The sequence below is a fragment of the Nitrosospira sp. Is2 genome, assembly GCF_033095785.1.
Lineage (GTDB): Bacteria > Pseudomonadota > Gammaproteobacteria > Burkholderiales > Nitrosomonadaceae > Nitrosospira.
Map to the genome: position 1 here is coordinate 529,482 of NZ_CP137134.1, position 21,262 is coordinate 550,743.

The window sequence follows — 21,262 nt, forward strand, 5'->3', positions numbered from 1 at the left end:
TCGGAGTGAGCACAACGCCAGCGCAGGACGTGGCTGCAACTCTTGGTCGGCGGCGCAAACGCGTTCAACGCGCAAAGCCGATGGGGCATGATTTGTCGCAACCCGAAGAGATGTGGCTGTGGACAGTCTGCTTTGTCGTGCTCCCGGGTCGGCATCGATCATTGCTCGGCCATTCGCGTCACCGCCTTTCGCGCATCCCATCCCGGGAAGCCCATTATCACGGGCGAGAGGACTTATTGAGAAGCTTTTTAAATAACTATAATTTATCCCGGGTTTCACGTATACTACGCGAAGCGATGGAAAGGGAACGAACGTATCAACGTGCATCTCTTCTCTTTTCTTCGGTTCATCGTTCCTGACCGTTTCCGATCTCTCTTCGATTTTCCAGTTCCCAGGAAATTGTGCGGCACGCTTAGCGGCGATGTTTAGGGTTTTCTCGAATAGCATCCCTTAATCGGGGCGCCTGGAAAACTCCTTGTTGTGCGCCAGCGGTGCCATGCCCATCAGTTCTACGGCAGTAACGTCCTGCTCGCGCGCGTTAGCGCATCAATAATCCCAAGTCCAGCACACACGGGCGACCAATACGCGGTTAGCAATCCGGCGCTCAAAAGAAGCGGCCCATGGTCATTTACATTGCGGCGTCAAAGCCTGATGCAGCAATGCAGCACTGGAATCCGGAAAAATACGATGCATCATGCATTCCATTTATAGGAAAAAAAAGTGTCTTTCGAAAATCTCAATCTGCATCCACTCATCCTTAAAGCGATTAACGACGCGGGCTATACGACCCCCACACCCATTCAGGAACAGGCTATCCCGGCGCTTCTCGCTGGTCAAGACGTGATGGCCTCGGCCCAGACCGGCACGGGCAAGACAGCCGCCTTCATGCTCCCGGCGCTGCACCGTCTCGCAGAGCCATCCAGGATACCCGGTCGAGGCCCCCGGGTATTGGTACTCACCCCTACGCGGGAACTTGCGCTTCAGGTGTCGGAAGCGGCGGCAAAGTACGGCAAGCACCTGCCCCGTGTCAAAGTCATAAGCATACTCGGCGGCATGCCTTATCCGCTGCAGAATAAATTGCTTTCGCAGCCGGTCGATATCCTCGTCGCGACGCCGGGCCGTTTGATCGATCATATCCAGCGCGGACGCATCCAGTTTTCGCGCCTCGAAATGCTGGTGCTGGACGAAGCGGATCGCATGCTCGATATGGGCTTCATTGATGACGTGGAAACCATCGCCTCGGCCACGCCCGCAAGCCGGCAGACCCTGCTGTTCTCGGCGACGCTTGACGGCGCGATCGACAAGGTGGCCGCGCGGCTCCTCAAAGCGCCCCAGCGCATCCAGGTGGCAACGCAACAGGCAAAGCTTGATAACATCGAGCAGCGACTGCATTACGTGGACGACATGTCTCATAAAAACCGGCTGCTGGATCACCTCCTGCGCGATATAACCATGAAACAGGCCATCGTTTTTACTGCCACCAAACGCGACGCCGACACGCTGGCTGACAATCTCTCTGCCCAAGGCCATGAAGCCGCCGCGCTGCACGGGGATATGAATCAGCGCGACCGCACTCGTACGCTGACAAAGCTGCGCCACGGCGGGCTGAGAGTGCTGGTGGCAACCGACGTGGCCGCGCGGGGAATTGACGTGGCCGGCATTACTCACGTCATTAATTTCGACTTGCCGAAGTTTGCTGAAGACTATGTTCACCGCATAGGAAGGACCGGCCGGGCCGGCGCTTCTGGAATCGCGGTATCGTTCGCTTCGGTGAAGGATGGCATCAGTCTGAAAAAAATAGAACGCTTTACCGGGCAGCGGATCGATTCGCATGTCGTACCAGGACTGGAGCCGAGATTCAAGCCTCGTCCCGGTGCTGGTGCCGGCACCGGCGCCGCCAGCGCGTCGCGAGGCGCGCCCAGTGTTGCCCATAAACGCAACCGTACCTGGTCAAACGATAGCGGACGACCTGCAGCCGGCAGCGGAAGCTGGGAGAATGGCCGTGGCCGTTCCTTAAGCGATAACCGGGATAAGACGCGTAGCAGCACCACCGCCAATACCTTCAGAAACAGCGGCGTGCCAAGCCCTTATTCCAGGCCCAAGTAAGCGTTATAATATCCTGATGGTCCGGGACTAAGTCCCGGACCATTTTTTTGCCTGAACAGGCCCCCTGCCGGCAGCGGGAAAAATCTTCATCAATAACAATCCCGCATATGGATATGGCGCCGTGTACAGCGGTACAGTTATCTTCTATTCCGGCTGATTGCGCATGAAATCCGCGGTCTGGTAAAACGCCTTTCCCAGGCTCTTGCATACCTCCTGTTCCAATCCGACATCTTCCATGGCACGGCTCATGCACGACAGCCACTGGTCGCGCTCGGAAATACCAATGGTAAACGGCAGGTGGCGCGTGCGCATGCGCGGCTCGCCAAATTTCTCCGTGTACAGGGATGGTCCGCCCATGAAACCGCATAGGAACATGAATAGCTTCTGCCGGGAACTGGCCAGATCCTGCGGGTGAAGCTTGCGTATGCCGTAATAGTCCGGGTCCTCGTCCATCAGATCGTAAAAGCGATCCACCAGACGCCGCACTGCGGTTTCGCCGCCCATGACTTCGTATGCTTCTATTAGGTGCACTTCATCCTCTCCGTTTTAACTTACTGTAACCGATCCAAAACGCTGCCCGGCTCCCTGTTCCCGCTGCGGCGTTCGTCGTCGCAGCATGCGCAATATCCAGTATGCCGCGGCAGCCGCGACCAGATGCTTTACCGTATGTCCGCTTACGAGATTACCCAGGTCATAAATTTTCTGATCCGCAATTTCGCCTGCTTTCGCGAGCGCATACCACGCTACTACCGCATATATATCTTCTCCACGGGTATACCGGGACGGAAAAAACTTTGCCAGAAGAACAATCACCAGAATCGAGTAGAATTGCACCACGATGTAAAAGTTCAGATTCCCTGCACCCTGCTTTTCGCTCCAGTGCCAGTGCAGCACGCTTCCCGCACCGAGAACGACCAGCAGAGGCAGCAACTGCAATCCCGCCCGGACGCTCACGCGCTCGGCCAGGGTTGCGGCTACCAGCGCCATAATCGCAACCGCCATGGGCAGGCGGTCCCACATCAGCCGGTCATTGTCCGGCGCCAAATGATAATAGGCGGAACCTATCCCGGTCAGCGCCACGCTCGCAATGAGCACGAGGTATGGCCAGCGCTCACGTGGCTCGACAAAAACTGTATTTGCACGGGCATTGCCTGAACGCGTTACAAAAAGCATACCCCCCACCCCCACCAGCAGAAACCCAACGTTGGAGGTCACATTGAAGAAATTCGGAATGCCGAAAAACTCCCGCTGATCGGCGAACTGGTGATATTCCGCCGGCTGGTGAACTGGAGGAGCAAGTCCGGCGATAAGAAGCATTGCTATTGAAAGTGCTCCCAGCAGCCACAGCCCGGAGCGCATACGGCGACTCATATTTTCTTCACCAATAAAGATAAAGCGCCCTCCTCTCATTGCCATCGCCATCGTATCGCCTCAGCGCATTTTTGCCACGGCTTCCTCCACCCGTTCCACTGCAATAATCTCGATACCTGGGATGGCGTGTTTAGATAGGTTGGCTTTAGGTACGATCGCACGCACGAACCCGAGTTTAGCCGCTTCCTTCAGTCGTTCCTGGCCGCGCTGCACCGGGCGTACTTCCCCCGCCAGGCCGACTTCCCCAAACACCACCGTTTTCTCCGGCAAGGGCTTGTTCTTAAGCGACGAAACAATCGCAAGCAATACCGCTAGATCGACCCCTGGCTCGGTAATTTTTACGCCTCCTACCGCATTGACGAAGACATCCTGATCAAAGCAGGCAATGCCCGCGTGGCGGTGCAGCACAGCCAGCAACATTGCCAGACGGTTCTGTTCCAGCCCAACGCTCAGCCGTCTTGGATTGGGCGCATGGGCCTCATCCACCAGCGCCTGAATCTCCACCAGCAGGGGACGCGTACCTTCCTGGGTTACCATCACACAGGAACCGGCGACTTGTCCGCCGTGGTGAGAAAGGAATAGAGCCGAAGGATTGCTGACTTCACGCAAGCCCTTGTCCGTCATGGCGAATACGCCCAACTCGTTCACCGCGCCAAACCGGTTCTTGAAAGCCCGAATCATGCGGAAACTGGAGTGGGTGTCCCCTTCGAAATATAGCACGGTGTCCACCATGTGCTCGAGAACCCGGGGGCCGGCCAGTGACCCTTCCTTGGTGACGTGGCCAACCAGAATCATGCACGTGCCGCTGGCCTTGGCCAGCCTCGTCAACTGGGCGGCACATTCCCGGACCTGAGCAACGGAACCGGGCGCGGATTGCAACGCATCGGAATAAATCGTCTGTATCGAATCAATCACCGCGATGCCGGGTCTGCGTTCGGTCAGCACTGCCTGAATACGCTCCAACCGGATCTCCGCCAACAGGTGTATCGCTTCCGCATCCAGCGCCATGCGCCTTGCCCGTAGCGCCACTTGGCGAGCCGATTCTTCGCCGCTGACATACAACGCCTCTCGTGCGGGAGACATATGGGACATATGACATAGCGCTTGCAGCAACAGCGTGGATTTGCCAATTCCGGGGTCTCCTCCCAGCAATACCACCCCACCCTCGACCAGGCCGCCTCCCAGCACGCGATCAAACTCGGCTATGCTTGTGGAATAACGCGCCTCTTCTCCCGCATCTACCTCGCTCAAGTTCTGTACCTGCCCAGTTTCCGACACCGGCGCGAAGCGCGGGGCAACTCTCTCGGCAACTGCCTCAACCAGCGTGTTCCATGCCTGACAATGCGGGCACTGACCCTGCCATTTGAGAGTCTGACCGCCGCATTCGATACAGGTGTACGTGGATTTGCTTTTAGCCATTGTCTGGAGAGTCGGTTGCCCGCTTAGGAGCTAGCGCCGGAGACAGACGCCAACACGCGGATAAGCACGAACTGGTGCGAAAGGACTATTGTACCCTGTTCGGAATACCGCGCTCGCTCCTCCCCTCACCCGCTAACTCTTAACCGTTAACACGGTTCGCCTTCTCGTGCGCAACAGGAAAGAAACACATTACGATCGGCCCGTGGTGGTCTTGACCGTTTCCTGGTCATCCTTCGATTTCCCGCAAAATGCGGCATAGGTTGCCAGCGGCAAATACCCCTTCCGGTATATCTTTTGTCACCACACTGCCCGCTCCTACCACAGACCTTGCACCGATCCGGACACCGGGGCATATGATGGCAGCACCTCCTATCCATACGTCATCGTCTATCTGAATATCCCTTCCGAGTTCGAGTCCGGTCATGCGATCACCAGCGCGCAAGGGGTGTGTCGCTGCGTAGACCTGGACAGCCGGCCCGAATAACACGCGCGACCCTATACGGATGGGAGCGACATCGAGGACAACACAATTGAAATTGAAGAAGACCTTGTCGCCTAATGTAATATTGCTCCCATAGTCGCAATAGAAAGGCGGCTCGATCCAGACACCCTCTCCTGCAGCGGGTATGAGTTCTTTAACGAGGCACGCACGCTCGCTAATTTGATCGGCCCGGGTATCGTTGAGTTTTTTAACAAGAAGCCGGGCATGGCGGCGCTCATCGGATAGTTGTGGGTCGTGCGGATTGTAGAGGTACCCACTCAGCATTTTGTCCTTTTCAGTTTTCATCAAGCCTCCGCGATTGTTTTGAAACCGGACAGACCGCCGATGTATTTACTGTGGAAAGTTACTACGAACCTGTGAGAACAAGCGTGTTCTATTTCTATATGCTATAGACAATTATCGGGCAACGCGCATCACCGGGGAAGGAACAAGTCAGACCCGATGGGTCCAGCGCAAGGTCTGTACGCCCACATCCGTTACCCTGCAGAATGAGCGAATCGTAGCCGGTATCAGCCCACCGTGTTGGCAGATCATCACGGTCGTTAGCGACGCGCGCAGATGAGCCAACGTTGCGCATTGGCCCGGAGCGGGCTGATCTCGGGATGTAACTACGTTGCGATACAAAGACAAGGAGCAAGCGGTGCGCTGCGGCGATGAAAACGAGTGACTGGTGTGAATAAGTCGGACGAACATACCGCCTCGCCTACCACGGACGCCAGCGCCTGGGGCCCTTTGGGCGTGCCTGTGTTTCGGGCATTCTGGCTGACCGCGCTCGGTTCTAACATTGGCACCTGGATCAATGGGGTGGCATCGGGCTGGGTGATGACCGATCTGTCTCATTCGCCGGTAATGGTATCGCTGGTGCAGGCAGCCGCATCCTTGCCGATGGTACTGTTCGCGCTGGTTGCGGGGGCGCTTACCGATATTGTGGATCGGCGGCGTTATTTGATAGCCACCCAGCTATGGATGGCGGTTTGCGCGGCAATGCTGACTTTCCTGGCCGCGGTCGATCAGCTCGATCCCTGGAACCTGTTGATTCTGACGTTCGCGCTCGGAATTGGCGCGTCGATGGCGCAACCGGCGCTCAGCGTCACGGCGCCGGAACTCGTTCCCAGAAATATGCTGCCGCAAGCTGTTGCCCTGGGTTCGCTGTCGATGAACCTCTCGCGTTCCATCGGCCCGGCCATCGCCGGTCTGCTTCTATCGCAGCTTGGCGCATGGGCTGCATATAGCCTTAACGCAGTCTCATTCATCGGCATGATGGTGATGCTCTGGTCATGGAAAAGGCAGCCGGAGGAGCGATCGCTGCCGCCCGAGCGCTTCTTTCAGGCGCTGCGTGCCGGTTTGCGCTACGCGCACCGCGCTTCGCCGTTCCGTGCCGTGCTGATCCGTACCATCGCTTTTATTCTTTTCACCATCTCCGCATGGGCATTGCTCCCGCTGATTGCACGCAACGAACTCGCCGGCGGCCCCGCGACCTACGGATTTCTCCTGACCTTCGTCGGAATCGGCGCCGTAGCCGCAGTCATGATTTTACCGCGGCTACAGGCCCGCATTTCCCGTGACCGCCTGGTGCTTATCGCGAGCGTGGTCTACGCGCTGACCATGGTGGCGTTGGGAACGGTGCGCAACGAAGCCGTGTTGTATGGAGTGATGATCATTGCCGGCGCAGCTTGGGTCACGGCCCTGTCATCGCTGCAAGTCGCGGCACAGGTCTCGGTGCCGGCATGGGTACGAGGCCGTGCCCTGTCGTTGTACATCATGGTCTTTTCCGCCGGGCTTACGCTCGGCAGCCTGCTTTGGGGTTGGGTCGCGGCGCACGCAGGCATCTCCGCCGCGCTGCTGGGGTCGGCTGCGGGTGCGATGCTTGCAGCGCTGGCCGTGCGCGGATTCAGCCTCGGTGGTCCGGAGACGCCTGACCTGTCGCCGTCTTTCCATTGGCCACATCCCCCTGCGGCAAGCGAGCTGGATAAGGATCGCGGTCCCGTCCTGGTCACTATCGAATACGAGATTGAACTCGAGCAGCGTGAGGCCTTCCTGGATGCGATGCAGCAACTTGGCACGATGCGGCGGCGGGACGGTGCATTCAGCTGGGGTGTGTTTGAGGATATCACCGTACCGGGGCGGTATATCGAGCTGTTTCAGCAAGACTCATGGCTCGACCATTTGCGTCAGCACGCTCGGGTCACGCGCGAAGACCAGCGCGTCCAGGAAATCATTCACCGTTTTCATATTGGTAGCGCCGCCCCCAGGGTTTCACATTTTATCGGGGGCGCGCCCAAAGCGTTTACCGATGGCTCAATGGAAACCGCCCCATGATGGCTCTTCCGTTCGCGCCCCCAGTCAGATCTTCCGCGGCTTTTTTTCTTCTGCTAGAGTAAGCACCCGATATGCCACGCCTTTGCATAGCCGTCTATTAAAGGAGAATAGATATGTTGGAATTACGACGCGCGCAGGATCGCGGTCATGCCGACCATGGCTGGCTGAATTCCTGGCACAGCTTTTCCTTCGCGGATTATCAAGATCCCAAACATGTTCAGTTTCGCGCGCTACGCGTCATTAATGACGACACCGTGGAACCGGGCCGCGGTTTCGGCACCCACGGACACCGCGATATGGAAATCGTCAGCTATGTACTGGACGGCGCACTTGCACACAAGGACAACATGGGCAACGGTTCCGTTATTCGTCCAGGTAATGTGCAGCGGATGAGCGCCGGCACAGGTGTACTGCATAGCGAATTCAACCCATCACAAACCGAGCAAGTTCATTTCCTGCAAATATGGTTTCTGCCCAATGCGGCAGGCATTACCCCCAGCTATGAGGAAAAGTATTTCAGGGACGAGGAAAAACGCGGCAGGCTGCGCCTGATCGCGTCACCAGACGGCTCTGATGGTTCCGTGACAATCCATGCGGATGCGAAAATGTTTGCCGGCCTGCTGGATGGCAACGAACGGGTTGAGCATTCCAACGCACCAGACAGGTATGTCTACGTGCAGGTCGCGCGCGGCGAGGTATCGCTGAATGGTGTCTCTCTGCAGACTGGTGATGGCGCCATGCTCGCAGGCGAAGAGCGCGCGGTTCTTGACCAGGGCCGAAACGCGGAGGTGCTGGTTTTCGAGCTCGCGTAGACGGCAGAAGCGAAGAAGCAGCGGCTGCGTGATAACGTACAAGCGGGATAACTGGCGGGTAATTGCGGCACAACTACCATCTGATAGTCGCTCATGCTCGGCTTGAGCGACTGAAAATTGTCTGCCGGAGCTACTGTCCGGTCACGGCTACGCCCGGGCACCAGGCAACGACCAATGCCTGCTCCCCTGGCGCGGCCTGGAAGTTGCAATCCACCCCGAGCCCTGGCACGCAGGCGAGTTGTTCCCCGATGAATAACAGCGGAAGCGTTTTTCGCTCCCATGGCGGCATCGCCGCCTCCTGCAAGAGGTTCTTGAGACTGCGGCGCGGCCGTTTGCAATCCGGTCGCAAGCCCTCCCCGCCTCTGCGCAACCGAACTGTCACGGGATATTCGGTAAGTTTACGCAGGCTGATCCCCACTCCTTCAGCAGCCGTGAATTTCAAGGCCCCGCACAACTCGGCAAGAACAAGTTGTTTCTCTCCGTGCCAGCCCATGCACCAGTGGATGGGGGGAAATGCGCTTGTTTCGCGTATATGTAGCAAGCCTCTGAATGTGCGTATTTCATTATTTCCGAACCTCACATGCAGTTTCGCATCAGCCCCGGAAAACAGCAGTTGCCGCAGGATATCCTCCAGCTTTGCGGCGCTCGGCAGTATCGCGCCCCTGCGGGCAAACATGTAGCGCAGCAGGTTCTTGGCGCGAAGAAAACTCAACTTGCGCAAACATTCGATCTCGATGCTTCCCGTACGGGCGCATTCCCTGCTATCGACCTCGGCCAATTCATCCAGTAGGGCGGATGCCTCCGCGAAATGCCCGCTTGCGCGAAGGAAAGCCTTGCGATAGGAAGGGAAACGTTTCTCCAGCATGGGAAAGAATTCGTGGCGCAAGAAGTTGCGATCAAAAGCCGTATCATCGTTGCTTTCATCGGTTATCCACTGCAACGCATGTCGTTGAGCATAATCCTCGATCTCCCGGCGCGATACTTCCAGCAGCGGCCGCAAAATCAGCGGGTAGGGCGAGGTTCGGGCGGGGGACGCGCTCCCGCTGTTCGGTTGCCATGTATCCTTCATCGCCACACGCGTTGCCCTGACGACGGGCATGGCGCTCAGCCCTTTCACGCCCGCGCCGCGTAACAACTGCAGCATGAGGGTTTCAGCCTGGTCATCCAGATGCTGAGCCAGGACCACATAATCTGCCTTCAGTGTGGCAAATATGCGATAGCGTTCTTCCCGCGCCGCGGCTTCAAGGCTGACGCCGGGTTCCCTGTTGATTTTGAGCCTGGCGGTTTCGAGCGGGACGCCGCGCGAACGGCACAGATGATGGCAGAAGCGGCTCCACTCGTCGGCACGCGGGCTGATGCCATGATTGACGTGAATGGCAGAAAGCTCAAACGGAAGTTGAACAGATAGCGGTACGAGCAGATCCAGCAGCACGACCGAATCCACGCCCCCGCTCAACCCCACGAACAGCCGGTTTCCTCGCCGGACCTGTTCACGCAGCACGTTTTCGGCTTTGCGGGAAATGTTATTTGATTTTAACTTCCTTGAACTTGCCATATCCCATCAACCGGGTGAAGCGTCTCTCCAGCAACGCCTCCGGGGAATGGCCTTGCAGGTGCTTGAGCGATTCCTCGAGCGCCATCTTTACGTCATGCATCGTCGCAATGTAGTCGCGATGGGCCCCGCCGGCGGGCTCGCTGATGATTTTGTCGATCAATCCCATGGTCTTGAGGCGATGAGCCGTGATACCCATGATTTCGGCAGCTTCGGGCGCCTTGTCAGCGCTTTTCCACAGGATAGAGGCGCAGCCCTCGGGAGAAATAACGGAGTATGTGGCGTATTGAAGCATCTGCACCCTATCGCCTACGGCAATTGCCAATGCTCCGCCAGACCCGCCTTCTCCGATGATGGTGCAAATGACCGGAACCTTAAGCTCCGCGAGAACATAGAGGTTCCGGCCGATCGCTTCCGATTGGCCGCGCTCCTCCGCGCCAATGCCCGGGTAGGCTCCCGGGGTATCGATGAACGTGAACAAGGGGATGGAGAACTTCTCAGCCAGGCGCATCAGGCGCAGCGCCTTCCGGTAGCCTTCAGGTTTGGGCATGCCAAAATTGCGATGGATCTTTTCCTTGGTATCCCGGCCTTTCTGGTGACCAATGACCATTACCGTTTGACCCAGGAATCGCGCCAACCCACCGACGATGGCATGGTCATCGGCAAAACTCCGATCGCCATGAAGCTCTTCGAAGTCGGTAAACAGGTGCCGGATGTAGTCAAGCGTGTAAGGCCGCTGGGGATGTCGCGCAACCTGCGAGATCTGCCAGGGTGTGAGCTTGGCGTATATGCCGGTGGTAAGTGACTGGCTTTTCTTCTGTAAACGCGAAATTTCAGCTGAAATATCCACCGCTGAATCTTCCTGGGCGAAGCGCAATTCCTCGATTTTTGCCTCAAGCTCAGCGACAGGCTGCTCGAAATCCAGAAAGGTGATTTTCATGCAACACGGATGTAATTCGAAAACGCAATGATACATGAATGCCGGCCTATCGCACGAATGATCAGGCGCGGTTCAGTGGCAGAACGGGTGGGAGGATGGCGTACGGGAACGTCGGGCTGACGGGCCCCAACGCCGAAAGAACGGGAGGTGTAGCGTATTTCGGAACACGCGCGAAACGATGCCATGCTTCTTTCTGACACGTCTCCACGTGGTACCCATATCAATACATCTCGATTATTTTCGACTGGAACTGAGCTGTCGCCTGTAGAAATCCGAGAAGGGAAGCCGGCAGGCCGGCCTTTGGATTGGAGATAAACTTCCGCACCGAAATACCGCTTTACCGTACCCGCGGTGCGATGGATTCACGGCCCGGATGGTTCCGTATTACACATTAATCGGGTAAAATTTAGGGTTTTACCCATTTCCGGACAGACCTTTGATTACTACCGCTAACGTCACGATGCAATTCGGGGCACGACCCCTGTTCGAAAATGTTTCGGTCAAATTCGGTGACAGCAACCGTTACGGATTGATCGGCGCCAATGGCTGCGGCAAGTCGACCTTCATGAAAATACTGGGAGGCGACCTGGACCCGACCTCGGGCAATGTCAGCGTTGACGCCGGCGAACGTGTGGGCAAGTTGCGCCAGGATCAGTTCGCCTTCGAGCACTGCTTGGTGATCGACACCGTAATGATGGGGCACGCCGAGTTGTGGCGGGTGAAAGAGGAGCGGGACGCGATCTATGCGAACCCCGATGCCACCGAAGCCGACTACATGCACGCCGCCGATCTGGAGGCGCACTTCGCCGAGCTGGACGGTTACTCCGCCGAGGCGCGCGCAGGTGAACTGCTGTTGGGAGTGGGTATCCCGCTTTCACAACACCAGGGCTTGATGAGCGCAATCGCACCCGGCTTCAAGCTGCGCATATTGCTGGCACAAGCGTTGTTTGCCGATCCCGAGATTCTGCTGCTGGATGAACCGACGAACAACCTTGATATCAACACCATTCGCTGGCTGGAAGATGTTATCAACGCGAGCAGGAGCACAATCGTTATCATTTCCCATGACCGACATTTTCTTAATAGCGTCTGCACGCATATGGCGGATCTGGATTACGGCGAGATCCGCATCTACCCCGGAAATTACGACGACTACATGATCGCTTCCACTCAGGTGCGCGAACGCATGGTGGCTGACAATGCCAAGAAGAAAACGCAGATCGCGGAGCTGCAATCGTTCGTCAGCCGGTTTTCCGCCAATGCCTCCAAGGCACGGCAGGCCACCAGTCGGGCACGGCAGATCGAGAAGATAAAGCTGGAGGATATCAAGCCTTCCAGCCGCCAGTACCCATACATCCGGTTCGAGATGGATGAGCGCGAAAAATTGCACCGCCTGGCGGTATCCGTGCAAAGCATCAGCAAGCAGTTTCCGGGTATGGAAAAACCGCTGTTCCACAAGTTCAGTCTCAATGTGGAAGCAGGGGAGAAGATCGCGATTATCGGCCCCAACGGCATCGGCAAGACCACCCTGCTGCGCACTATCGCTGCGGATATCGCGCCGGACGCAGGCGAGGTGAAGTGGGCGGAAAAGGCTCGCCCCGGCTATTTTGGGCAAGACCACGCGGACGATTTCGAGGAAGACATGTCGCTCACTGACTGGATGACGCAATGGCGGGGTGCAGGGGACGATGATCAGGCTGTGCGCAGCGTTCTTGGGAGACTGCTGTTTTCCGGCGACGAAGTAAAAAAATCGGTGAAAGTCATATCCGGGGGCGAGGAAGGACGAATGTTGTTTGGCAAGCTCATGCTGAAAAGAAACAATGTGCTGCTGATGGATGAGCCCACGAACCATCTCGATATGGAATCGATCGAGTCGCTCAATGCGGCGCTGGAGAAATACACGGGCACGTTGATCTTTGTTTCCCATGATCGGGAATTCGTTTCTTCGCTCGCGTCGCGTATTGTTGAAATGACATCGGATGGAATCACGGACTTCAAGGGTAACTACGAAGACTATCTGGGTGGCCAGGGCGTCGTGTCCGGTTCCGGCTTTAATAGCGGAAATCAGGCGCCAAAGGAAAAGGCGCGCATGTCGTCAAGATAATCACGCGCTCTGCAAAAAAGGAGAAGACCGCGGAAACGAAATCCAGGGAATAGAGGGGACTTGAAGTGAGATCAACGGTCCGAGAGCAGCGCGCGGTAACGCCCCCAGTCGAAACAGGGGCCGGGGTCGGTCTTGCGCCCCGGCGCGACATCTGAGTGCCCGGCTATCTCCACAATAGGATAGCGCTGTTGTAGCGCACGGGTCAGCGCCGCCAGCGAAGCGTACTGAATGTCGGTAAACGGAACGCTGTCGCTCCCCTCCAGCTCTATACCGATCGAATAATCGTTGCACCGGCTCCTGCCCTGCCAGCAGGATTCACCTGCATGCCACGCGCGCTTCTCGCACGGAACGAACTGAATGGTTTCGCCATTCCGGCGTATGAAAAAGTGAGCTGAAACCTTGAGTCCGCATATGGACCGATAATAGGGATGCGTGTCGGGCTCGATCCGGTTGGTGAAGAGATCAATCACCCCATCGCCGCCAAACTCATCCGGCGGGAGGCTGATGTTGTGGATGACCAGCAGGTTTATTTCACACCCGGGCGGGCGCTCATCAAAATTGGGAGAAGGAATAAAGCGGACGTTGCTCGGGCAAATCGCTGGATCAGTCTGCATTTGATCAACCTGCATTTTGATCGGCTTGCCGTTGCATTCCACCCACCTATCGACACTCCAGGTTTTTTATAACTTCAGGTGCAGGCGGCGATGCTCATCGCTACAAAAAAATTCCCCTTCGGATGTGATGCTTTCACTCCTCGGCAGATGTACGCCACAGTGGACGCACCGAACCATATCCTCTCCCTCCAGGGAGCGCGGCTCCTCATGCGCTTCTTCACGCTTTTTGAGCGACCGTCGGTAGCTTCTTATTATCCAGAAAACAACGACGATAATAAGAGCGAAGAAAAGAATTCTACCCACGGTATTGTTTCCGTTGCCGCATCAGAATTGGGCGCACCTACTGCTAAGCAGAAGACTTTGCATTCTACCGACTGCGCAGAACGGTGCAAGTCATAACGGACGGATCTTCCGGGAACGGGGTAAGGCTGAAATAACATGACGCTTTCGGAACCGGCGCTGCGGCCCGGCCATGGCTCCCGGAACCTGTGGGTAACCGCTGCCACGTCCTCCGGTTTTCCGCAATCGAATCCCGGAATCCCGGCATGCCCGGGAAAAACCTGCTTGAAAGTGATCCCTATGAAACATGGTCGGGGTGAGAGGATTCGAACCTCCGACTCCTGCGTCCCGAACGCAGTACTCTACCAGGCTGAGCTACACCCCGAATTGACCGTGCTGTTTACATGCGCCCGAGATAATCGCTTCCTGCGCGTGGGCAGCAATTGTACGCAGGAAGGGATTTCCGGGCAATTCAAATTTCCTTCCGGGCCGCGGGAAACGTTTGTGAGTTCAACCATTCTCCGTCCCTATTTGCTGAGCGGCTAATAATTTCTTGCTACTGCAAAAGTGCTGAGCTGTAACAGGCATTCCTTGTAATCGGAATCGGGCAATGACGCGATCGTTCTGGATGCAGTTTCGGATTCGGATTGCGCCCGCTGCCGGGCGTAATCCAGTGCGCCGGTCTGCTGGATGACGTCCAGGATGGGCTGAAAGCCTCCCTCGCCGCCCTTCTCTATCGCGTTGCGTATTATTGCAGCCTGGGCGCTCGATCCCGCTTTCATGGCATAGATGAGCGGCAGGGTGGGCTTGCCTTCGGCCAGGTCATCGCCCAGATTCTTGCCCGTTTCCTGATAATCCCCCGAGTAGTCCAGCATGTCATCCGTCAACTGAAATGCTGTGCCGAGATGCATCCCGTAAGCGGCAATCGCCTCCTCCTCCGCCATGGTGGCGTTGCCCAGGATTGCCCCCAGACGGGTTGCCGCCTCGAACAGTTTCGCGGTTTTATAACGGATCACGCGCAGATAGTTCTCCTCATCCACGTCAGGGTCGCGGCAGTTGAGCAACTGCAATACCTCGCCCTCCGCGATCGTATTCGTGGCATCGGCCAGCACCCGCATGACGCGCATGCTGTCCACCTCGACCATCATCTGGAATGCGCGTGAATATAAAAAATCTCCGACCAGCACACTGGCGGAATTGCCGAACAGGGCATTTGCCGTCGCCTTGCTGCGCCGCAATTCGGACGCGTCGACGACGTCGTCGTGCAGCAACGTGGCGGTATGGATGAATTCGACGATGGCGGCAAGATTGTAGTGATGCTTGCCAGCGTAGTTGAATGCACCGGCCGAGAGAATTACCAGCGCGGGCCGCAGGCGTTTTCCCCCGCTATTGATAATGTATTCGCTTACCTGGCGGATGAGCGCCACATCGGAGTAGAGTTTCTCGCGGATAACAGTATCCACCGCGACCATATCCTGGGCGATAAGGCTTCTGATACGTTCAATCGACACAGAGGTTCCCGCAAAAAAGGTGCCATGGTAGAAACGTCACCGCCAGTATGTCAAGCCGCTAACTGGAGTAACCCGCTATTGTGACACAAAACTCATTCGCAACAGAACTTTGACCTAATCAAGGGGGTAATGTATAATTGTCGTTTACCTTTTTCAGGTACTTTTTTCCAGGTACTTTGGCCACTTACGTAAGAGAAAGAATTCAAATGTATGCAATTATAAAAACGGGCGGCAAGCAATACCGCGTCGAGAACGGGCTAAAGCTCAAGATTGAACAGATACCTGCAGATATAGGTAGCGAAGTTGTGATCGACCAGGTGTTATTGATCTCGGATGGCGACAATATTTCAATGGGCAAGCCTGTGTTGAGCGGCGCCTCGGTGACCGCCACCGTGCTGAAACAGGGCAGGCACGACAAGATACGCATTTTCAAAATGCGGCGGCGCAAACACTATCAGAAACATCAAGGACACCGGCAGAATTACACCGAAATTGAGATCAAAGATATTTCGGCATAGGGAGAGCTTAGCATGGCACACAAAAAAGCAGGCGGCAGTTCACGGAACGGACGTGATTCAAATTCGAAACGCCTGGGCGTGAAAAGCTACGGTGGAGAACTCATCTCCGCTGGAAGCATTATCATCCGCCAGCGCGGAACCAAGGTCCATGCCGGAGAAAATGTTGGCATGGGCAAGGATCATACTTTGTTCGCCAAGGTCACCGGTACAGTAAATTTTGGGATGAAAGGTGCGCAGCAGCGTAAAATAGTCAGTATCCACCCGGTCGAGTCAAGCACGCTCTGAATCGTTCCCCGCAGCCCCAGTACTTGTTCTTGTCCAGATATAGTTTTTCCAGGAACCACCGCGAAAGAGCCCTGTCGATCTGATAGGGCTTTTTTGTTTTCAGCCTGATAAGCGGGACAAGATGCGATGAAATACATAGATGAAGCACTGATCCATGTCACCGCCGGCAAAGGCGGAGATGGCGTCGCCAGTTTCCGGCGCGAAAAGTACATCCCCAAAGGCGGCCCCTCCGGGGGCGATGGCGGGCGCGGCGGAAGCATTTTTGCCATTGCCGATCGCAATATCAATACGCTGGTAGATTACCGCTTCGCCCGCGAACATCGGGCAAAAAAGGGCGAGAACGGGCGCGGCTCGGACTGCTACGGCAAGGGGGCCGAAGACATCGTCTTGCGGATGCCAGTAGGCACCGTAATCTCAAACGCGGCTACGGGGGAAGTGATTGCCGATCTGGCGGGGCATGAACAAACGGTTTTGCTGGCCAAGGGTGGCACAGGCGGCCTTGGCAACCTGCATTTCAAGTCCAGCATTAACCGTACGCCACGTCAATTTACCCTTGGTGAACCCGGAGAGGAATTCGATCTTAAACTCGAACTCAAGGTTTTGGCGGATGTAGGGCTCCTCGGAATGCCAAACGCGGGTAAATCGACCCTTATTCGTGCTGTCTCCGCTGCGCGCCCAAAAGTGGCCGATTACCCCTTTACCACCATGCATCCGAATCTGGGCGTGGTGCGCGTAGACCAGAATCGGAGCTTCGTGATGGCCGATATCCCCGGTCTGATCGAAGGCGCGGCAGAAGGCGCAGGGCTGGGACACCGCTTCCTAAAGCATCTTGCCCGCACGCGTCTGCTGTTGCATGTCGTTGATATCGCGCCGCTGGATGAAAATGTCGATCCGGTGCGCGAAGCCAAAGCCATCGTCAAGGAACTGAAGAAGTATGACGAATCGCTTTATCGCAAACCGCGCTGGCTGGTCCTCAATAAAGCTGATCTGTTGAATGAGCAAGAGCGGGATAAGGCTGGCAAGAAATTCCTCCGCGAACTCCTGTGGAAAGGCAAAAGCTTCCTCATTTCGGCGGTAACGGGGGAAGGTTGCAGGGAACTGACTTATGCAATCATGGAATATCTGGAGCAGGAATCAGCAGGCGCAAATGAGGAACATGCACCATCGGGCGAATATCTGCAGAACCCATCGCCATAGGCTGTTCATAAACAGAAGCACAACGATTATACTACTCAGGCCTTTCATTTGAGCGCGGCCCTCGCCGGAATCCACCCCACGTACATTCGCCACAGAATTTGCGCTACCACGCATCATCACACTGTCTCAGCGTAAAACTCAGCGTAAAACATCATGCAATCCATCTTGAAAAGCGCCCGGCGCATCGTCGTTAAAGTGGGCAGCAGTCTGGTAACAAACCAGGGACAAGGACTGGATCACGCGGCACTTGCGCGCTGGGCGGAGCAAATCGCCAAACTCAAGGCAATGGGCAAGGAGGTCGTGCTGGTTTCTTCCGGCGCAATTGCGGAAGGCATGCAACGGTTGGGCTGGAAAAAACGTCCGCATGCCTTACACGAACTGCAGGCCGCGGCCGCCGTCGGACAAATGGGGGTCGTACAGGCTTACGAATCCTGCTTCCGCAGCCACGAATTGCATGCGGCGCAGGTGCTCCTTACGCATGAGGACCTGGCTGACCGCAAACGCTACCTGAATGCACGTTCAACCCTGACCACCCTGCTAAGCCTCAATGTCATTCCGGTAATCAATGAAAATGATACGGTCGCGACCGACGAGATCCGCTTCGGCGATAACGACACCCTAGCGGCGCTGGTCACCAACCTGATCGAAGCCGACGTGCTGGTGATTCTCACCGATCAGGGAGGATTATTCACAGCGGACCCGCGCAAGGATACGCAAGCCACGCTGGTGGAACACGCGAAGGCCGGCGACCCTGCCATTGAAGCCATGGCAGGCGGCGCCGGCAGCGAGATCGGGCGCGGGGGCATGCTGACAAAAGTGCTGGCGGCAAAGCGGGCTGCGCGCAGCGGCGCCCACACGGTGATTGCATCCGGTCATGAAACAGACGTTCTGATTTCCCTCGCGCAAGGCCAGCTGATCGGAACCCAGCTGTTGGCGGATACCATGACGCTGGCGGCCCGGAAACAATGGCTGGCCGACCATTTGCAACTGCGCGGCAATGTGACCCTGGATGAGGGAGCGGTTAACGCGCTTGCCGCCGGCGGAAAGAGCCTGTTGCCCATAGGCGTCATGGATGTCAGCGGCAACTTCGAGCGCGGCGAAGCAATCGGGTGCCTTGATACGGACGGAAAGGAAGTTGCCCGCGGACTCGTCAATTACAGCGCTGCCGAAACGAGGAAGATCCTTCGGCGCTCCAGCAGCGATATCGAAGCCCTCCTGGGTTACGTAGTTGAACCGGAACTCATACACCGGGATAATCTGGTTTTGCTCTAGTGAACTTTTGACGAACCTCTCAACAAATCCTCCCCGGAGCGCGTGGGAATTATTCAAAGGTTCCGGGACTCACATACAATATCTCGAAACGACATTGCCTGAGGAGATTCAATGAAACCGCTTACCCCAATTGACGATCACTTTTCGTCCAGCCCGCAAATTGATGTTGATGACCTGGCGGAGATTAAAGCAGCTGGTTTTAAAAGTGTCATCTGCAACCGGCCGGATGACGAGGACGGGGGCGCCCATGCCGACCATGCGCTGCTCGAATCTACAGCAAGGACGCTCGGTCTTGAGTTTTTTTATTTGCCGGTCGTGCCTGGGCAAATAACCGATGAGCATGTGTCCGAATTCAAGACAGCCATGGAAACGCTCCCGGGGCCCGTTCTGGGCTATTGCCGTCTGGGGATGCGAGCTAAAACGCTTTATCAGAGAGCAAACGCTACCGCCTGAGTCCGGCGGGCCAGCTCGCCCCAGATCCCCCAGGGCGAGATCATAAGGGACGTCATGATCTTTCGTCAGCTGTTTGAGCCTTTGTCCAGCACGTATACCTATCTCCTCGGCTGCGAGGAAACCGGAGAGGCCGTACTGATCGATCCGGTGATAACGGCGCTGGAGCGGGATCTTGACGAAATCAAAAAGCTCGGAGTGACTCTTGCCTACAGCGTGGAGACGCATATCCACGCGGACCATATTACTGCCGCGCTTGAATTGAAACGGATCTCGGGCAGCAAAATCGCCGGGCCCGCCTTCGACCGCCTCCCCTGCACGGAGTTTGGCATTGAAGAAGGAACACCCCTGCGCATTGGCAGCGTTGCGTTGCAACCACTCCATACGCCGGGTCATACAGACGGGCATTTTGCATACCTGTGCGACGACAGGGTATTCACCGGGGATGCGCTATTGATTGACGGGTGCGGACGGACGGACTTCCAGAACGGCAATGCGGAGACGCTATTCAGGAGCGTTACCGAAAAATTGTTTTCCCTACCGGATGACTGCCTGGTTTACCCCGCCCACGACTACAACAGCCGGCGGGTTTCCTCGATAGCGCAGGAAAAAACGCGCAATTCCCGGCTCGGGAACAACCGCGCCCTTGAAGAGTTCAAGGACATCATGGCGAACCTCAAGCTGGAGCCTCCGAAATTCATTGATTATGCCATGCAAGGCAACTGCCTGTGCGGCGTTTGCCCGGACGATCTGCCCGACAATTTGCAAAACTATTGCCGGCGCATGACCCAAAGTCCTCAAGGCTAGTCTATCAGAGCCCAGGCTGATCCGTTAATACCGGACTGCCTTCGGGTGGCCTCCCGCTTTCAATGCCTGAACTGCCTCGTCCGCGTCTTTCACCATGCCTATCCCGAGCGGACAGAAATAATATCGATAGAGGGCGCGTTGCGCATAGTTCTGCTTGATATTTTCCAGGTCCGACCATTTGCCCATTCTTGTCGGTGCCCACGACTCATCTTTGGCCCGGCCGTAAGCATAAACTTTCCTTTCGTTGGTCTGGCAACGTATGCCTTCGTAGCTCACGTTCATCGCCCCCGCTGGCGATTTGACCACTAGGCTGTAGCGCACCACGCCATCCTCCCCCACACTAATGGACGAGCCATCGACGAAATGAAGATTTGTGCTCGCGGGACCAGCGTCGAACTCTAACAGGTTCTCCGATTTCGGATAGCTCGGCAGTTGCGCCTGTATTTCGACCCAGGGCTTTTCATTTTCGTACTCGTAATCCGAGCTTTTTTTGGGGCCGAAAAAAGCCGTAGCCGGCGCGGCCACCGAAAGAAGGCACAACAATATAAGCAGTCGCCTCATTACGAAGTAGCGTCCGTATCCAGATCGCTTACCAGGGAATTGCGCACTCCCGTGTCGACCGGCGTGGCTGGCACTGAATAGGCCGCATGATCTATACCCATGCTCAAGGGGGCGCCGTCCCTTAATGCCGCGACCACGTCGCTAGCCAGCTCAAACCGCAAAAAATGCACTGCAGCAGTTTTCTCTTCCGTTTCACGGTCGAGGTCTTCGTCGGCGATGGCGTGTACCGGGTCATGATTATCCACTTTTACGTACACCCGATCCGCTATCCCGATCAATTCCTTCAGCTGAGCGGTACGCTCAACCGGATCAGAAAATTCAATCATCATGGTCGCTTTCCAATTACCTCCGTCAGGCAGCAGCGCTCCGTACGCTTCCAGTTCCTCGAGTACGCCTGCTTCTTCGAAAATCTTCTCGACCCGCAGCATTTCCTGAATCTGGTACCGTACCGTCAACTCATCCTCGAACATGAGCGTAACGTGCTCGCCGAGATGCACCTTGCGGTTTTTTTTATGCGCGATCATTTGGGCACGGAATTCTTGCCGTGCTTTGGCATACGCTTCCAGGGTCATGAGGCTATCAGAGGTTATACGGCGCATGTTCAGGGTAAATCTAAGAGAGGTCAATAGAATTTCCGTACAAA

Annotated in this window: 21 protein-coding genes and 1 tRNA gene; 10 read left to right on the forward strand and 12 right to left on the reverse strand. The window is 56.3% G+C overall.

The window, feature by feature from the left end:
* The first annotated feature begins 720 nt into the window (after positions 1-720).
* Positions 721-2,106, forward strand: a complete 1,386-nt coding sequence (locus tag R5L00_RS02355; RefSeq protein WP_317653179.1) for a DEAD/DEAH box helicase — start codon at positions 721-723, stop codon at positions 2,104-2,106.
* 144 nt (positions 2,107-2,250) lie between these two features.
* On the opposite strand, the gene R5L00_RS02360 is transcribed toward R5L00_RS02355, so the two are convergent.
* From R5L00_RS02360 to R5L00_RS02375, 4 genes are all read right to left on the reverse strand, one after another.
* Positions 2,251-2,637 (reverse strand): group II truncated hemoglobin, encoded by a 387-nt coding sequence (locus R5L00_RS02360; RefSeq protein WP_258192498.1) that lies wholly within the window; start codon positions 2,635-2,637, stop codon positions 2,251-2,253.
* A gap of 15 nt (positions 2,638-2,652) precedes the next feature.
* On the reverse strand, positions 2,653-3,477 hold the full coding sequence (locus R5L00_RS02365) for a ceramidase domain-containing protein (protein WP_317653183.1): 825 nt from the start codon (positions 3,475-3,477) through the stop codon (positions 2,653-2,655).
* A 60-nt stretch (positions 3,478-3,537) separates the two neighbouring features.
* A complete protein-coding gene (radA, locus tag R5L00_RS02370; RefSeq protein WP_107692452.1) occupies positions 3,538-4,896 on the reverse strand; it encodes a DNA repair protein RadA in 1,359 nt (452 codons plus the stop codon).
* 226 nt (positions 4,897-5,122) lie between these two features.
* Complete coding sequence (locus R5L00_RS02375; RefSeq protein ID WP_317653186.1) at positions 5,123-5,683, reverse strand: sugar O-acetyltransferase; 561 nt, start codon at positions 5,681-5,683, stop codon at positions 5,123-5,125.
* 387 nt (positions 5,684-6,070) lie between these two features.
* Here R5L00_RS02375 and R5L00_RS02380 point away from each other — a divergent pair, with 387 nt between their 5' ends.
* Both R5L00_RS02380 and R5L00_RS02385 read left to right on the forward strand, forming a co-directional pair.
* Positions 6,071-7,717, forward strand: coding sequence for an MFS transporter (locus R5L00_RS02380; protein WP_317653188.1), 1,647 nt, complete (start codon positions 6,071-6,073; stop codon positions 7,715-7,717).
* 113 nt (positions 7,718-7,830) lie between these two features.
* On the forward strand, positions 7,831-8,529 hold the full coding sequence (locus R5L00_RS02385; RefSeq protein WP_107692450.1) for a pirin family protein: 699 nt from the start codon (positions 7,831-7,833) through the stop codon (positions 8,527-8,529).
* A gap of 130 nt (positions 8,530-8,659) precedes the next feature.
* On the opposite strand, the gene tilS is transcribed toward R5L00_RS02385, so the two are convergent.
* Positions 8,660-10,084, reverse strand: a complete 1,425-nt coding sequence (gene tilS / locus R5L00_RS02390; protein WP_317653190.1) for a tRNA lysidine(34) synthetase TilS — start codon at positions 10,082-10,084, stop codon at positions 8,660-8,662.
* The gene (locus R5L00_RS02395) at positions 10,053-11,021 is read right to left on the reverse strand and encodes an acetyl-CoA carboxylase carboxyltransferase subunit alpha (RefSeq protein ID WP_107692448.1); all 969 of its coding nucleotides are present in this window, start codon (positions 11,019-11,021) and stop codon (positions 10,053-10,055) included. Before R5L00_RS02395 ends, tilS begins: the two co-directional genes overlap by 32 nt.
* A 436-nt stretch (positions 11,022-11,457) precedes the next feature.
* Here R5L00_RS02395 and R5L00_RS02400 point away from each other — a divergent pair, with 436 nt between their 5' ends.
* Positions 11,458-13,125, forward strand: a complete 1,668-nt coding sequence (locus R5L00_RS02400) for an ABC-F family ATPase (protein WP_107692447.1) — start codon at positions 11,458-11,460, stop codon at positions 13,123-13,125.
* 71 nt (positions 13,126-13,196) lie between these two features.
* Here the strand turns inward: R5L00_RS02400 and ampD are convergent, their stop codons facing one another.
* From ampD to ispB, 4 genes are all read right to left on the reverse strand, one after another.
* Positions 13,197-13,739 (reverse strand): 1,6-anhydro-N-acetylmuramyl-L-alanine amidase AmpD, encoded by a 543-nt coding sequence (gene ampD / locus R5L00_RS02405; protein WP_317653193.1) that lies wholly within the window; start codon positions 13,737-13,739, stop codon positions 13,197-13,199.
* A 66-nt stretch (positions 13,740-13,805) separates the two neighbouring features.
* Positions 13,806-14,042 (reverse strand): PP0621 family protein, encoded by a 237-nt coding sequence (locus tag R5L00_RS02410; RefSeq protein WP_107692446.1) that lies wholly within the window; start codon positions 14,040-14,042, stop codon positions 13,806-13,808.
* A gap of 284 nt (positions 14,043-14,326) precedes the next feature.
* Positions 14,327-14,403, reverse strand: a tRNA-Pro gene (locus R5L00_RS02415).
* 157 nt (positions 14,404-14,560) lie between these two features.
* A complete protein-coding gene (gene ispB / locus R5L00_RS02420; protein WP_107692445.1) occupies positions 14,561-15,529 on the reverse strand; it encodes an octaprenyl diphosphate synthase in 969 nt (322 codons plus the stop codon).
* Positions 15,530-15,735: 206 nt separating this feature from the next.
* Here ispB and rplU point away from each other — a divergent pair, with 206 nt between their 5' ends.
* The 6 genes from rplU to R5L00_RS02450 all read left to right on the forward strand — a co-directional run bounded on the left by rplU (position 15,736) and on the right by R5L00_RS02450 (position 20,058).
* Positions 15,736-16,047, forward strand: coding sequence for a 50S ribosomal protein L21 (rplU, locus tag R5L00_RS02425; RefSeq protein WP_107692444.1), 312 nt, complete (start codon positions 15,736-15,738; stop codon positions 16,045-16,047).
* 12 nt (positions 16,048-16,059) lie between these two features.
* Positions 16,060-16,332 (forward strand): 50S ribosomal protein L27, encoded by a 273-nt coding sequence (rpmA, locus tag R5L00_RS02430; RefSeq protein ID WP_107692443.1) that lies wholly within the window; start codon positions 16,060-16,062, stop codon positions 16,330-16,332.
* 126 nt (positions 16,333-16,458) lie between these two features.
* On the forward strand, positions 16,459-17,529 hold the full coding sequence (gene cgtA / locus R5L00_RS02435) for an Obg family GTPase CgtA (protein ID WP_317653199.1): 1,071 nt from the start codon (positions 16,459-16,461) through the stop codon (positions 17,527-17,529).
* A gap of 153 nt (positions 17,530-17,682) precedes the next feature.
* Positions 17,683-18,801: a glutamate 5-kinase gene (gene proB / locus R5L00_RS02440; protein ID WP_107692441.1), complete on the forward strand. Its 1,119-nt coding sequence runs from the start codon at positions 17,683-17,685 to the stop codon at positions 18,799-18,801.
* Between the two features lie 111 nt (positions 18,802-18,912).
* A complete protein-coding gene (locus R5L00_RS02445) occupies positions 18,913-19,254 on the forward strand; it encodes a TIGR01244 family sulfur transferase (protein WP_107692440.1) in 342 nt (113 codons plus the stop codon).
* A 54-nt stretch (positions 19,255-19,308) separates the two neighbouring features.
* The gene (locus R5L00_RS02450) at positions 19,309-20,058 is read left to right on the forward strand and encodes an MBL fold metallo-hydrolase (RefSeq protein WP_107692439.1); all 750 of its coding nucleotides are present in this window, start codon (positions 19,309-19,311) and stop codon (positions 20,056-20,058) included.
* A 24-nt stretch (positions 20,059-20,082) separates the two neighbouring features.
* Here R5L00_RS02450 and R5L00_RS02455 read toward each other — a convergent pair whose 3' ends face one another.
* Positions 20,083-20,619 carry a CNP1-like family protein gene (locus R5L00_RS02455; protein WP_107692438.1) on the reverse strand — a complete coding sequence of 179 codons (537 nt, stop codon included), beginning with the start codon at positions 20,617-20,619 and terminating at the stop codon, positions 20,083-20,085.
* Entirely contained in the window at positions 20,619-21,245 is a 627-nt protein-coding gene (locus tag R5L00_RS02460; RefSeq protein ID WP_308811257.1) for a DUF3501 family protein, read from the reverse strand. The genes R5L00_RS02455 and R5L00_RS02460 overlap by 1 nt, the downstream gene beginning before the upstream one ends.
* Positions 21,246-21,262: the final 17 nt, after the last annotated feature.